This is a genomic window from Paraburkholderia sp. JHI869 (assembly GCF_038900775.1).
Taxonomy (GTDB): Bacteria; Pseudomonadota; Gammaproteobacteria; order Burkholderiales; family Burkholderiaceae; genus Paraburkholderia.
The window spans coordinates 340,534-353,806 of the sequence record NZ_JAYMSC010000003.1; the positions used below are offsets into that span (position 1 = coordinate 340,534).

A 13,273-nucleotide genomic window follows, 5' to 3' on the forward strand; every position below is an offset into this window, starting at 1 on the left:
TAGCGTTCAGCGCAGTTGCGCGCGGCCATGGTTGAGGACGAGCACGTCGCGTTCCAGCACGCGCGCGCGAAAGCTCACCTCGTTGCCGTCGCGCCACATCTCGGTGCGGATCGTCTCGCCCGGATAGACCGGCGCGGTAAAGCGCGCGTGAAACGCCGCGAGGCGGTGCGGATCACTTGCGCACGACGTCTTGAGCACGGCGTGCGCGGCTACGCCCCACGTGGCGAGACCGTGCAGGATGGGCCGCTCGAAGCCCGCCGCGCGCGCGACCTGCGGGTCGGCATGCAACGCGTTGTCGTCGCCGCACAGGCGATAGATCAGCGCCGTTTCCGGGCGCGTAGGCAGATCGCAATGGTGATCGGGCGCGCGCTCGGGCATCGGCGGCGGCGGCGCGGGCGCTTCATCGCTCAAGCCGCTGTCCGCGCTGAAGCCGCCGTCGCCGCGGCAGAAAGTGAGTTGCGTGACGGTCGCATATCGCTCGCCGCTTGCCTTGTCCGTAATGCTACGCTGGATTTCGAGCAGCGCGCCCTTGCCTGCGCCTTTGTCGACCACGCGCGTGATGCGCGAGCGGCCGATCACGGTTGCGGCGGACGGCAACGGCTTGTGCATCACGAGGCTCTGCTCACCGTGCAATAGCCGTACCCAGTCGATGCCCGAGCGCGGGTCGCGCGCCCAGAAGCCGGGAAAGCCGAGCACGACGGCCAGCGTCGGCGGCACGCGCAGCGCTTTTTCGTAGACGAATGCCAGGTCGTCCGAATCAATGGGATTCGCGCCGTAGCCCACGGCGAGGCTGTAGAGCATCGCGTCGCGCGCGGTATAGGTCTGCTCGACGTCCTCGAACGGCCAGTTGCGCAGGGTGTGATAGTCGATCGTCATGGCGGTGTGTGTTTGTATCGAACCAATGCGAGATCAGGCCTCGGCGGCAGGCCACTTGAAGAGCGGATCGGCCTTCTCGCGAAAGCGCTTCACGGCTTCGCGATGGAACTCGGTCGTGAACGCAATGCCCTGCGCCGCCGACTCGATTTCGAGCATCGCTCGCAGGTCGCTGCCGAGCGACTGGTTCAGCGCACGTTTTGCGAGACCGAAGGCGATGGGAGACGCCGCGGCAAGGCCGGCCGCGACCTGCGCGGCGCGCGCATGAAGCTGGTCCGGCTCGACCACTTCGAGCACCGCCCCCGTCTCCTTCGCCTCGGCGGCGCGAATCTCGCGTGCCGTAAAAACGAGGTCCTTCGCGCGCGCGAGTCCCACCACGCGCGGCAGCGTATAGAACGCCCCGCAATCGGGCACAAGACCGACTTTCATGAAAGGCATGCAAAAGCGCGCGCGCGTGCTCGCGATCACGAAGTCGGCCGCAAGTGCGAAGCTGAAGCCCGCGCCGTAGCACACGCCATCCACGGCCGCGATCACCGGGCGATCGAGGTCGATCAGCATGCTCACCCAGCCATGCAGGTCGTCGATGCGATCTCGCCCTGCCTCGGCGCTCGTCACGTTCATGCCGCGCACGTCGCCGCCCGAACAGAAGTCGTTGCCCGAGCCGCGCAAAATGACGGCGCGCACGCTACGGTCCGCACGGATGCGCTGCACGGCTTCGAGCAACTCCACCCGCATCTCGCCGTTGAGCGCGTTCTTGGCTTCCGGGCGATTGAACGTGAGCGTCGCGACGCCCGCCTCCTGCTCTACCCGTAAAGTTTTTTCGCTCATGCGCTCACCCCGGCGTTCGCGAGTTCGGCGAGCGCCTTGTCGAGCGCCGTGATGAGATGCACAGGCTCGACGCTCGCGAATTCCACGTCGGGGCGCGCGAGAAACGCCTCGATATGCGCTGCGCACGCCTCGCGCGTGGCGGCGAGTCCGCAGAAGCCATCTTCGAGCCAGGCGACCGAAGCGAGCGGACGCGGATGCCAGTCGCCGTTGACGATCGCCTTGACCACCGTGCCGTCGCGCACGAGCAGGCTCAGCCAGATCAGTCCTGCGGGAGCCTTTTCGCGTCCGCGCACGATACGGTCGCCATTTAGCGTGATCGGGCTGTAACGCGTGGCCTCGCTCTTTTCGTGGAACCAGCTCTCCTCGTGCAGTTCGCGTTCGTATTGCTCGGCGAAAACGAGTTCTTCGCTGCCGAGTGCGCCAGACTCGAGCGCCATATCGCCGAACGTACGGCGCACGCACGCCGTGACCCAGGCGGTCAGTTCATCGGCGCTCACTTCACGGCCCAGTTCCTGCTCCAGATACGTATAGCGCGAGCCGAGATCCTTGTGCTTCTTGTCCTTGACCTTCTCCGGCGCCATGGGCATCGCGCGCGCCGCGATCGCGGTGTCGATGGCTTTCACGTTCAGCAGAATGCGGAACGTCAGCACGCCGCCTTCGATCTTGAGCGACGTGGCGACGAGCTTGCGTCCGTCGATCTCGACGTCGTTCAGCGGCCGGTAAGCGGCTTGCAGGCCGAACACATCGCGCAGCGCTTCGGCGACGTGACCGAGTATCGTGGGGAACGCCTGCGCCGCAGTTTGGGGCACGCCGGGCAGGCCAATCGGCAGATAGAACGCGAGAAATGCCGAGCCGCGCCCCGCGTAGATCGCACCGCCGCCGCTCACACGCCGGCGCGCGACCACGTTGTTGCCGGTGCAAAACGGCAGATCGAGCACCTGGTTCGGGTCTTCGTTCACCCCTACGGTAATGCTGTCTTCGTTGAAGACGTTCAGATAGACCGTCGGCGGCGCGAGATTTTCGGCCACGGCGCGCTCGACGGCCGGCGACACCGAAATCGAAAAATCCGCGTAGCTGTGGCCGCCTACGACGAGGCGCCAGGGGGCTTGAGTATTCGTTGCGCTTGCATTCATGTTGTTTGTCTCCGTTGGTCTTCTACGAGCGCCGCGCCGTCGATCTTCGCGACAGACTCGATCGCGTCCGCGTGGATTAACGTTTGGCGCTTGAAGCGCTCCGCAATGACCTCGATCGCGGAACGCTCCACCGTCCCTTCCACCTGCAGCGTGAGATGGTCGCCGCCGTGATCCTTTGTGCCGACCACAAGCCGGTACACGAGCGTCGCGCCCTCCACGCCTAGCAGCACCGTCTTCAACTCGGACGGATAGACCTTCACGCCCTTGATCTTCACCATCGAATCGGCGCGGCCGAACACGACCCGCGGCAACGACACCGAACGCCCATGCACGGGCGCGGTGCGTTCGAGCACGGTGAGGTCGCCGGTGCGATAACGCACGAGCGGCTGCAGTTCCTTCTTCAGATGCGTGAGCACGAGTTCGCCGCGTTCGCCTTCGGCAACGGGCGCGCAGGTGTCCGGGTCGATCACTTCGGCGTACAGCAATTCGTCGAACACATGCACGCCCGTGCCGCCTGGGAACGTACGCGCCACTGGCAGGCATTCGGAAAGCGAGTAACTGTCGATCAGCAAGGTGCCCGGCATCGCTTCGCGCACGCGCGCGTAAAGCGCGGCATTGCCCGTGAACGCTTCGCCGCCCGCGAAAAACACGCGCGGCACGGGGCACCCCGCTTCGATGAGCTTGAGCGCGTGCGACGGATTGCCGGCCAGTACCGTCACGCCGCACTGCTGGGCAACACGCGCGGCGCGTTCGGTCTCGCCTGGGCCATGCGGAATGCACGCCACGCCGCGCGCTTCCATCTGGGTCTGATAGAAAAGCCCCGCCACGAAGAGGTGATAGCCGAAGGTCACCATGCACACGTCGCCGGGACCGATGCCACATGCGTCGAGATGCTGGCCGCACGCGGCTTCGATCGCGCGCAAGTCGGCCGCGCTTTGCAGGATCGGCACGAGCGACGCGCCCATCGGCGTGAGGTGTACGCGAACCGGCGGCACGGCGGGCGCAAACGCGCCGTAGCCGGGGCGATTCATCTCGGTCACCAGTTCGGCGCGCGTCATGAGCGGCACGCGCTCGGCAAACTCAGCCGCGCTCGCGACGCTACGCGGCAGACGTCCCTCGTAGAACGGATGCGCTTGCAGCCGCGAGAGCTGCGCGTTGAGTGCATCGAGCATCGTCTCCTCCTTTTTCGATTCAGTAGGTCTACGAAATATCAGCGCTCAGGCCGCACGCTCGAAGATGGCCGCGATGCCCTGCCCGCCGCCCACACACATCGTTTCAAGGCCATAGCGGCCCTTGCGGCGCTGCAGTTCGTAAAGCAGGGTCGTGAGCATCCGCACGCCAGTCGCGCCGATCGGGTGACCAAGCGAAATGCCCGAGCCATTCACGTTCAGCCGCGATTCCTCATGCCAGCCCCAGCCCTTGAGCACGGCGAGCACCTGGCACGCGAACGCCTCGTTCAGTTCGACGAGATCGAGTTGATCGAAGGTGAGCCCCGTTTTTTGCAGCAGCTTCTGTACTGCGGGCACCGGTCCGATGCCCATCGTCGCGGGCTCGCAACCCGCTGCGGCCCAGCCGGTCAGGTAGCCAAGCGGCGTGAGACCCAGTTTGTCGAGCTGGTCTTCGGCGACGATCAGGCACGCGGCCGCGGCGTCGTTCTGCTGGCTCGCGTTGCCCGCTGTCACCGTGCCGCCTTTCATGAGCGGCTTGAGTTTCGCGAGCGACGCCTCGCTCGCGTCGGCGCGCACGCCTTCGTCACGCGCGAACAGCAGCGGGTCGCCCTTGCGTTGCGGCACCGAAACCGGCACCACCTCCTCGGCGAAACGGCCCGACTCCCAGGCCGCAGCCGCGCGCTGATGGCTGCGCACGGCGTAGGCGTCCGCTTCCTCGCGCGTAATGCCGTACTCCTTCGCGAGGTTCTCCGCCGTTTCGATCATTCCGGAGATGTAGCCGAAGCGCGCTTCAGGCTGCGAACGTTCGCGGCCGCGCTCGAGACGGTCGTGCATCTTTACCGACCCCGCGCGAGCACCCCAGCGCATGTCAGTCGTGTAGTACTCGATATTGCTCATGCTCTCCACACCGCCGGCCACGACCACGTCCGCCGCGCCGCTCTGCACCATCATCGCGGCGGTCACGACCGCCTGCAGCCCGCCGCCGCAACGGCGATCGAGCTGCATGCCCGGCACCTGCACGGGCAGCCCCGCTTCGAGCGCGGCCCAGCGACCGATGCAAGGCGTCTCGCTGTTCGCGTACGATTGCGCGAAGACCACATCCTCGATACGCGCCGGGTCCACGCCGCTGCGCGCGATGGTTTCGCGCAGGACGGTGGCCGCAAGCGTCTCGACGGAAACGGGGCGCAGGCTGCCGCCGAACGTGCCGACCGGCGTGCGCACCGGTGCGACTATCGCTGCTCTTCTCATTTCGGATTCCTTTATATGTTGTCTGGTTGTCGGTCGCTTCACGCGGCGCCATGTTCCGTCAGGCTGTTAGCGCATCCCGTCTTGCGTGGTGCGCCGCAGCCAGTTGCTCGCGCCACTCTGGCGGCGCGATGGCGAGCATGCGATCGACACGCTGTGCGAGCGTGAGCCCCCGCAGGTCCGCCACACCGTGCTCGGTGACGATCACCGCGGCATCGCTGCGCGGCGTGCTGACCGGCCCCGAAAGGCGCGCGACGATACGGCTGCCATAACGCGTGCTGGAGGCGAGCGCAACGATTGCCACGCCCCCGGGCGAGCGCGCCGCGCCGCGCATGAAATCGAGCGCCCCGCCCACGGCGCCCACATAGCGGCCGCCGGCCGCCTCCGCGTTGACCTGTCCGGTCAAATCGACCTCCAGCGCCGAGTTGATCGCCACGAAGCGATCGAGGCTGCCGAGCACGTCGATGTCATGCGTATAGGCCGTGGAGCGAAACTGAATCTGCGCATTGCGATGCGCGTGCGCGTAGGCCTTGCGCGTGCCCATCATCGTGCCAGCCACGCTCACGCCCTTGTCGCGCGACTTGCGGGCATTCGTCACCACACCGGCTTCGATCAGATCGACCACGGCGTCGCCGAGGGTGCCGCTATGCACGCCAAGATCCCGCCGGTCATGCAACTGCGCGACGATGGCCTCTGGCAGCGCGCCTAGCCCGAGCTGGATCGTCGCGCCGTCTTCGATCAGCGAAGCGGCATGCCGCGCGATGCGCCGCTCGACGTCGCCGGCCAGGGAGGCCGGGGCCTCCAGCGGCGCACGGTCGGTGTGGATCAGCGCGTCGAAGTCTTCTGCGCGCAGCATGCGTTCGCCGTAGGTCCAGGGCGCGGACGCGTTCACCTCGGCGATCACCACGCGTGCGCTGTCGATCAGCGGCACCAGATACTCATGCGCGATCGAGAGGCTGTAGCGCCCCGCTTCGTCTGCGGGAGCAACTTGCAGCAGCAGCACGTCGATGCGATTCGGACCGCTAGCGAGCACGTTGCGAAACTGCGAGTAATGGCACGGCAGGATGTCGAGCACGCCCTCGCGCTCGAGCCGCCGGTTCGTACCCGATGCGCCATAGGCCACGAAGTCCACGCAGTCCGCATACGCGGGATCAAGCGTTTCGGACCACGAAGCGCCTACGAACACGCGAAACCGGCCGCGTATCGCCTTGCGCTGCGACATCAGCAGCGCGGTAAGCGTGCACGGTTCCGCGCCGCACTGCCCCCACGCTACGGTGTCGCCGGGGTGCACATAGTGCGCGAAATCGAGCTGCGCGGCGTCGACCAGGCGCGCCGCACGCGGGCCGCGCGTCATCACACGGGGTCCCAGCTGAAGACATCGGCGGAAACGTCGAGCGTGTGGAACGACTTGCGCAGCGCGGGCATGGCATGCTCGGCAATCGTCTCCGGCGTCCAGCCCTCGCCGCGATGCACCGAGCGCACCGGACGCGGCTGGCTCATCAGGAAGATCTCGTTGTTGCGGACCGCGAAGATCTGGCCCGTCACGTCGGCGGCCTGCTCGCTTGCGAGGTAGACGGCGAGCGGCGCGATCTTCGCGGGCGTCATCTGCTTGATCTTGGCGACGCGCGCTTCCTGCTCCGGCGAATCGATCTTGATCGAGTTGATCATGCGGCTCCACGCGAAGGGCGCGATGCAGTTCGAACGCACACCGAACTTTTCCAGATCGAGCGCGATGGATTTCGACAGGCCCGCAATGCCGAGCTTCGCCGCGCTGTAGTTGGCCTGCGCGAGGTTGCCGATCAGCCCGGACGTGGACGTCATGTGCACGAACGCGCCGCTGCGCTGCTCCTTGAAGTGGTCGGCGGCGGCGCGCGAGACGTAGTACGAGCCGTAAAGGTGAACCTTCAGCACGGCATCCCACTCTTCTTCGCTCATCTTGTGAAAGAAGCGGTCGCGCAGAATACCGGCGTTATTCACCACGCAATCGATACGGCCGAACACGTCGAGCGCGTTCTGCACGATGTGCGCGGCGCCCGCGGCGTCGGCCACGCTATCGGTGTTCGCCGTGGCCTGGCCGTCGAACGACTTGATCTCGTTCACCACGGCCTGGGCGGGCCCATCGTTATGGCCCTCGCCAGTGAGCGAGGCGCCCACGTCGTTCACCACGACTTTCGCACCGTGGCGCGCCATCATGAGCGCGATATCGCGGCCAATGCCCCCGCCCGACCCCGTCACCACCACGACCTTACCGTCCAGCATTCGTTGCGTCGTCATCGTTTTCGCTCCTCCAGCCCGCATTGCGCCGGGCATTCATTCGAATTGAATCGTTATTCGGCAAACCGCGCGGCAAACTGCGCGGCAAGCTGCGCGGCAAGCTGCGCGGCAAGCTGTGCCCTTCGTGTTGCAGCTTGACGCATCGGGTACGGGTACACAATTTGGATATGCCGAACGCCCGTTTCGGCCAGGATTAACCCGTACTATCGCTAATGGCGTGCATTGCGCTGCGGCGCAATAATGCTCAGAGTCTGCTCGTCCCTCATGTTTTGCGCATCCCTCGAACGAACGAGCAGACAGAACCTGGAGTCACGGCAAGTCCACCCATGCATTTCGATCTCGTCGACCTGAAGCTCTTCACCCACGTAGCCGAGGCGAGCAGCCTCACGCGCGGCGCGGAACGCGCGCACCTCTCGCTGCCCGCGGCGAGCACGCGTATCAAGAATCTCGAAGAACAGGTGGGCGTGAAGCTCTTGAGCCGCACGAGTCAGGGGGTCACGCTAACGGGGCCCGGCGAGACGCTGCTCGCGCATGCGCGCCGCGTGCTCAAGCAGCTCGAACAACTCACGGGAGACCTGCAGGAGTATTCGCAAGGTGTGAAGGGCCATGTGCGCGTGTTTGCGAACACCACGGCGATGAGCGAGTTCCTGCCCGCCGTGCTGCGCACCTACCTCATCAACCATCCCGACGTGTACGTGGACATTCACGAGCGTCTTTCGCCCGATATCGTGCGCGCCGTGCAGGACGGCACGATCGATATCGGGATCGTGGCCGGCAATGTGCGTACGGAGGGCTTGCAGGTGCTGCCCTATCGGCGTGACCGGCTCGTGCTCGTCACGGCGCTCAGCCACCCGCTTTCGCAGGCAAGCGAAATGGCGTTTGCCGATACGCTCGACTACGACTTCATCGGCCCGCCCGACGAGAGCGCGATTTTCTCGTTCCTCAAACGGGCTTCATCGGATTTACAGCGCACGATACGCTGGCGTATCCAGATCGGCAATTTCGAAGCCGCGTGCCGCATGATCGAAGCGAACATCGGCATTGGCGTGCTGCCCGAAGGCACGGCGCGCCGCCACGCGCAAACCATGTCGCTCAAGATCGTGCCGCTCACCGACGAATGGGCCGTACGCAAGCTGCAAATCTGCATGGCCGACCGCGACGCGCTGCCGCTTTTCGCGCGCAAGCTTGTCGATCTGCTGGTGGCCGACGGCATCGGCCGGCTCGAATGAGCTGACGACGCGGCGCGCGCGTATTGCGTGCCGCGCGCCGCCTTTCTCGCTTACCGCCCGCCTGCCGCGCGAATCATGTTGCGCGCAATGACGATCTGCTGAATCTGACTCGTGCCTTCATAGATGCGGAAAATGCGCACGTCGCGGTAGAAGCGCTCGATGCCATAGTCGGACATATAGCCGGCACCGCCGAAGATCTGCACCGCGCGGTCGGCCACACGCCCGCACATTTCGGATGCGAACAGCTTCGCGCACGCGGCCTCCGTGCTCACGTTCTGGCCTTCGTCGCGGCGGCGCGCCGCGTCGAGCACCATGCAACGTGCCGCATAGAGTTCGGTCTGGCTATCGGCGAGCATCGCTTGCACGAGCTGGAACTCGGCGATTTTCTCGCCGAACTGTTCGCGCTCCATCGCGTAGCGCAGTGCGTCGTCGAGCATGCGTTGCGCCACGCCCACGCAGATCGCCGCAATGTGGATGCGCCCTTTGTCGAGCACCTTCATCGCCGTCTTGAAGCCCACGCCCTCTTTGCCGCCGATGATGTTTTCCGCCGGCACCTTCACGTCCTCGAAGATGACGTCGCAAGTATGCGCGCCGCGCTGCCCCATCTTCTTGTCGCGCTTGCCGAAGCTGATGCCGGGCGTTTTCGCATCGACGATGAACGAGGTGATGCCGCCCGCGCGCGGCTCGTCGGGATTGGTGCGCGCCATCAGCGTGAACATGCCGGCCTGGGGCGCATTCGTGATGAAACGCTTGGTGCCGTTCACCACATAGTGGTCGCCACGCCGCTCGGCACGCGTCTTGATCGAGGCGGCGTCCGAGCCCGCGCCCGGCTCCGTGAGCGCGAAGCTCGCGATGATCTCGCCGCTTGCGAGCTTCGGCAGCCACCTTTCCTTCTGCTCCTGAGTGCCGTCGATCACGATGCCCTGCGAGCCGATCCCCACCGTCGTGCCGATGATCGAGCGAAACGCGGGCGAGGTCTTGCCCAGTTCGAACATCACGAGCACTTCCTCTTCCATCGTGAGATCGAGCCCGCCGTATTGCTCCGGTATGGTCAGACCAAAGAGGCCCATGGCCTTCATGTCGTCGACGATATCGGACGGAATTTCATCCGTGTCGGCTACGCGTTCTTCGTTCGGCACGAGACGCTCGCGCACGAAGCGCGCGACGTTGTCGAGCAGAACGTTCATCGTTTCCTGGTCGCGAATCATGGTGTATGCCCTGCAATCGTTGATCGGGCGGCACAATGCCGCCCGCTAGGAAGAGAAAATCAGGAATGCTCAGCGAGCGCTCACGGCACGTTTGGCCATTTCGCGCAGCGGCTGCTTTTGCAGCTTGCCGCTCGCCGTGGTCGGAATCATGTCGATGGTCACGATCTCCGAGGGGCGCTTGTAGGCCGATAGCCGCTCGCTCAGGTAGTGGGCGAGATCGGCCGCGTCGATCGTCGCGCCCTCTTTCGCTTCCACGAAGGCCACGACTTCCTCGTTGCCTTCGGCGTCGCGCCGCCCCACCACGGCGCTCTGGCGCACCGCCTCATAGGTGTTGATGACCGACTCGACTTCGATGGGATAGACGTTGAAGCCCGAGCGGATGATGAGATCCTTCGAGCGGCCTACGATGAAGAGCGCGCCGTCCGCATCCAGGCGGCCAAGGTCGCCGGTCTTGAGCCAGCCTTGCGCGTCGAGCACTTCGGCGGTCAGACCCGGCTCGCGATAGTAGCCATGCATGACGCCGGGACCGCGCACCCACAGCTCGCCCGCCTCGCCGCGCGGCACATCCTCGCCGTCGGGGCCGACCACGCGCAACTCGGCGCCCTCGACGATCTCACCCGAAGAGACGTCCTTGCGCGGACGGTCCATACGCGTGATGAAGAGCGAGCCCGCGTACTCGGTCATGCCGTAGCCGTGATGCAGGGGCATGCCGAAGAGCCCTTCGACCTGCTGCTTGAGCGTGGGATCGAGCGGGCCGCCGCCCGTATAAAGGTAGCGCAGACGCGGCGCGTGCACCGTGCCGCCATGCTCGCGCACATAAGCGACGATGCGCGTGAAGAGCGTGGGAACGCCCTGAAGAATGGAGATTTCGGAGGCGCCGAGCGCCTTCACGACCTCTTCCGCCGAAAAGCGCGCCGCGAGATGCAGGCTCGCGCCCGCCTCGAAGGTGGCGAGCAGCAGCGTGGCGAGGCCGAAGATATGCGACATCGGCATGACCGCGTAGGCGCAGTCCGCCTGCGTCATGTCGCGCGACGTGGCTGAGACATGCGCGAAATGCAGCAGGCCGCGATGCGTGGCCATCACGCCCTTGGGCTGGCCCGTCGTGCCCGACGTATAGATGAGCACCGCGACCTCGTGCGCGATCGCTTCGGCTTCGCGCACGGCGTTGGCATCGGGCGCGGCCATCATCAGCGGCCCGAGCCCGGCCGGCGCGATTTCGCGCGCGCGATAGCGCACGCCATGCCGCAGCGCGTCGGGCGACGCGCCGTGCGTGAACAGCATGAGACGCGGCCCGCAATGCGCGCGGATCGTCTCGATCTCGCGCTCCGAGAGCCGCGCGTTGACCACGGCGGGCCACGCGCCGATTTCCGAAAGCGCGAATAGCAGCGTCACCACGGCCGAGCAGTTTTCGGCGACGATGAGCACGCGGTCGCCCACCTCCACGCCCTGCTCGCGCAAAAACTGCTGCGCCTGCCCAACGTCGCTCCAGAGCTGCCCGAAGCTCGTCACCTTTGCTTCCTCGCGTATCGCCACGGCCTCGGGCGACGCCTCCGCCCAATGCCGCGCGATATCGCTGATCTTGCGCGCCGCTCGCCTCACCACTGTCACCTCCCGTCGTTGCTCTTTGACTGCGTACGGCGCGCCGTGGCACGCCGCATCGCGACAGGTATCAGTGTGGTTCAGGTGCGGCCTGCCAACAATTCGTTTTCGATAAAGCCGGCATTCGTCTGCCGAGAAGTCGGAATCAGCCCGAATGGGCGGGGTTCAGCCCTCGCCGGTCACGCGGGCCCGTGTGCGGTTGGGCCTGCGTCGGGTAGCGGCAACCCGGTCCGCGCACGGGCTTGCTGAGCCAGCCCACACGCCGTAGCCGCCATGCCCGTGCGGGCGCCTCGCCAGCGCCAGCGCAGCCCTACGCAGGCGCTGGCGCCAGTCACTCCATCTGCGTCGCCGCACGCTCGCCTCCCATCGTGCCCTTAGAGGCGATATTCGCCCGATGAATCGCCACGATGCCCGTGAGCGAGACACAGGCCGGCACGGCAGCCGCGAGAAAGAGCGACGATGACGACCATTGCAGGTGCAGGAGCGCACCGCCCAGCACAGGGCCGACGACCGAGCCGATACGCCCGACACCGAGGCTCCAGCCGATGCCCGTCGAGCGCAGCGAAGTCGGATAGTAGGTCGCGGCGAGCGCGTTGAGCGCCGGCTGGCCGCCGATGATCGTAAAGCCGGTGACGAAGATCGCGACGAACATCGCGGCCACGGAAACCATCACGGCCGGATTGCCGATCGCGGCCGTCGAGACGATGGCGATCAGGAACGTCGTGGCAAGGACGCGCGTGAAGCCCGCCATGTCGATGATGCGCCCGAGCAGCAGCGTGCCGATCACGCCGCCGCCCCACAGCGCCGTGCCGGCGAACACGGCGGTCTGGGTCGAGTAGCCGGCGTCGCGAATCACGGTCGGCAGCCAGTTCGAAAGGAAATACATGGCAAGCAGGTTCGCGAAGTTCACGACCCACAACAGCATGGTCACGCGCGCACGGCCTTCCTTGAACAGTTCGACGAACGGCACGCCGCGCGAGCGCGTTTCCGCGGTCGTGAACTGCACGCCGGTTGGCAGCGCAAGTGCAGGCGCCACCCGCGACAGGTTGCGACGCACGCGCGCCTGGGTTTGCTCGCCGCGGCCGCGGAACAGCAGGAACTGGATCGACTCGGGCAACGCGAGCCACATGAGCACGCCCAGCACGAGCGGAATCGCACCGCCCACGAAAAACACGGCGCGCCAGCCGAACGCCGGAATCAGCGCGGCGGTGATCAGGCCGCCCACGACGCCGCCCAGCGTGAAGCCGCACGAGACGATCATCATGAGCGTGACGCGCATGCGGCGCGGGCTGTACTCGCCCGCGAGCGCCATCGCGTTCGGCATGATGCAGCCCAGACCCAGTCCCGCGACGAAGCGCCAGGCCACCAGTTCCGCGATCGAATGCGCGAAGCCCGTGGCCACCATGCACGCGGAAAAGAACAGCGTCGCGCCGATCAGCACGGGACGGCGGCCGATCTTGTCGGCGAGCGTGCTGAACGTGAGCGAGCCCACGAGCATGCCGAAGAGGCCCGCGCCGAACACCGGCGAGAGCGTTTCCTTCGCGATGCCCCACTCGCGGATCACGACCGGCGCCACATATCCCATCGCCTGAACGTCGAAGCCGTCCATCACGAGGCACAGCGCGCACAGCGTGACCACGAGTAGCTGATACGGCCCGAACCGGCTTTCGTCGATGATGCCGGTAACCTCCACCGCCTTGTTCATGCGTGTCTCC

The 13,273-nt window shown here is 66.0% G+C and carries 11 protein-coding genes; 1 reads left to right on the top strand and 10 read right to left on the bottom strand.

Annotation, left to right across the window (positions count from 1 at the left end; genetic code table 11):
* Nucleotides 1-6: 6 nt before the first annotated feature.
* Genes VSR72_RS07965 through VSR72_RS07995 form a run of 7 tightly spaced genes read right to left on the bottom strand, consistent with a single transcriptional unit; the run spans nt 7 to nt 7,507 of the window.
* Complete coding sequence (locus VSR72_RS07965; protein ID WP_342951852.1) at nt 7-876, bottom strand: MaoC/PaaZ C-terminal domain-containing protein; 870 nt, start codon at nt 874-876, stop codon at nt 7-9.
* A 33-nt stretch (nt 877-909) separates the two neighbouring features.
* Complete coding sequence (locus VSR72_RS07970; RefSeq protein ID WP_342951853.1) at nt 910-1,701, bottom strand: enoyl-CoA hydratase/isomerase family protein; 792 nt, start codon at nt 1,699-1,701, stop codon at nt 910-912.
* Nucleotides 1,698-2,834: a hypothetical protein gene (locus VSR72_RS07975; RefSeq protein WP_342951854.1), complete on the bottom strand. Its 1,137-nt coding sequence runs from the start codon at nt 2,832-2,834 to the stop codon at nt 1,698-1,700. The genes VSR72_RS07970 and VSR72_RS07975 overlap by 4 nt, the downstream gene beginning before the upstream one ends.
* Nucleotides 2,831-4,006 (bottom strand): hypothetical protein, encoded by a 1,176-nt coding sequence (locus tag VSR72_RS07980; RefSeq protein ID WP_342951855.1) that lies wholly within the window; start codon nt 4,004-4,006, stop codon nt 2,831-2,833. Before VSR72_RS07980 ends, VSR72_RS07975 begins: the two co-directional genes overlap by 4 nt.
* Nucleotides 4,007-4,051: 45 nt before the next feature.
* A complete protein-coding gene (locus VSR72_RS07985) occupies nt 4,052-5,251 on the bottom strand; it encodes an acetyl-CoA C-acetyltransferase (RefSeq protein ID WP_342951856.1) in 1,200 nt (399 codons plus the stop codon).
* 58 nt (nt 5,252-5,309) lie between these two features.
* On the bottom strand, nt 5,310-6,602 hold the full coding sequence (locus tag VSR72_RS07990; RefSeq protein ID WP_342951857.1) for an acetyl-CoA hydrolase/transferase C-terminal domain-containing protein: 1,293 nt from the start codon (nt 6,600-6,602) through the stop codon (nt 5,310-5,312).
* Nucleotides 6,602-7,507 (bottom strand): SDR family NAD(P)-dependent oxidoreductase, encoded by a 906-nt coding sequence (locus VSR72_RS07995; protein ID WP_342952037.1) that lies wholly within the window; start codon nt 7,505-7,507, stop codon nt 6,602-6,604. Before VSR72_RS07995 ends, VSR72_RS07990 begins: the two co-directional genes overlap by 1 nt.
* A gap of 341 nt (nt 7,508-7,848) precedes the next feature.
* On the opposite strand from VSR72_RS07995, the gene VSR72_RS08000 reads away from it, so the two are divergent.
* Complete coding sequence (locus VSR72_RS08000; protein ID WP_266231392.1) at nt 7,849-8,751, top strand: LysR substrate-binding domain-containing protein; 903 nt, start codon at nt 7,849-7,851, stop codon at nt 8,749-8,751.
* Nucleotides 8,752-8,801: 50 nt separating this feature from the next.
* Here the strand turns inward: VSR72_RS08000 and VSR72_RS08005 are convergent, their stop codons facing one another.
* The 3 genes from VSR72_RS08005 to VSR72_RS08015 all read right to left on the bottom strand — a co-directional run bounded on the left by VSR72_RS08005 (nt 8,802) and on the right by VSR72_RS08015 (nt 13,263).
* Entirely contained in the window at nt 8,802-9,959 is a 1,158-nt protein-coding gene (locus VSR72_RS08005; RefSeq protein WP_342951858.1) for an acyl-CoA dehydrogenase family protein, read from the bottom strand.
* Nucleotides 9,960-10,028: 69 nt separating this feature from the next.
* Nucleotides 10,029-11,561 (bottom strand): class I adenylate-forming enzyme family protein, encoded by a 1,533-nt coding sequence (locus VSR72_RS08010; protein ID WP_342951859.1) that lies wholly within the window; start codon nt 11,559-11,561, stop codon nt 10,029-10,031.
* A 328-nt stretch (nt 11,562-11,889) separates the two neighbouring features.
* A complete protein-coding gene (locus VSR72_RS08015; RefSeq protein ID WP_342951860.1) occupies nt 11,890-13,263 on the bottom strand; it encodes an MFS transporter in 1,374 nt (457 codons plus the stop codon).
* Nucleotides 13,264-13,273 lie beyond the last annotated feature (10 nt).

Coding starts and splice junctions, on each gene's coding strand:
- VSR72_RS07965 (WP_342951852.1), bottom strand. CDS start 876: ATGACGATCGACTATCACACCCTGCGCAACTGGCCGTTCGAGGACGTC.
- VSR72_RS07970 (WP_342951853.1), bottom strand. CDS start 1,701: ATGAGCGAAAAAACTTTACGGGTAGAGCAGGAGGCGGGCGTCGCGACG.
- VSR72_RS07975 (WP_342951854.1), bottom strand. CDS start 2,834: ATGAATGCAAGCGCAACGAATACTCAAGCCCCCTGGCGCCTCGTCGTA.
- VSR72_RS07980 (WP_342951855.1), bottom strand. CDS start 4,006: ATGCTCGATGCACTCAACGCGCAGCTCTCGCGGCTGCAAGCGCATCCG.
- VSR72_RS07985 (WP_342951856.1), bottom strand. CDS start 5,251: ATGAGAAGAGCAGCGATAGTCGCACCGGTGCGCACGCCGGTCGGCACG.
- VSR72_RS07990 (WP_342951857.1), bottom strand. CDS start 6,602: ATGACGCGCGGCCCGCGTGCGGCGCGCCTGGTCGACGCCGCGCAGCTC.
- VSR72_RS07995 (WP_342952037.1), bottom strand. CDS start 7,507: ATGCTGGACGGTAAGGTCGTGGTGGTGACGGGGTCGGGCGGGGGCATT.
- VSR72_RS08000 (WP_266231392.1), top strand. CDS start 7,849: ATGCATTTCGATCTCGTCGACCTGAAGCTCTTCACCCACGTAGCCGAG.
- VSR72_RS08005 (WP_342951858.1), bottom strand. CDS start 9,959: ATGATTCGCGACCAGGAAACGATGAACGTTCTGCTCGACAACGTCGCG.
- VSR72_RS08015 (WP_342951860.1), bottom strand. CDS start 13,263: ATGAACAAGGCGGTGGAGGTTACCGGCATCATCGACGAAAGCCGGTTC.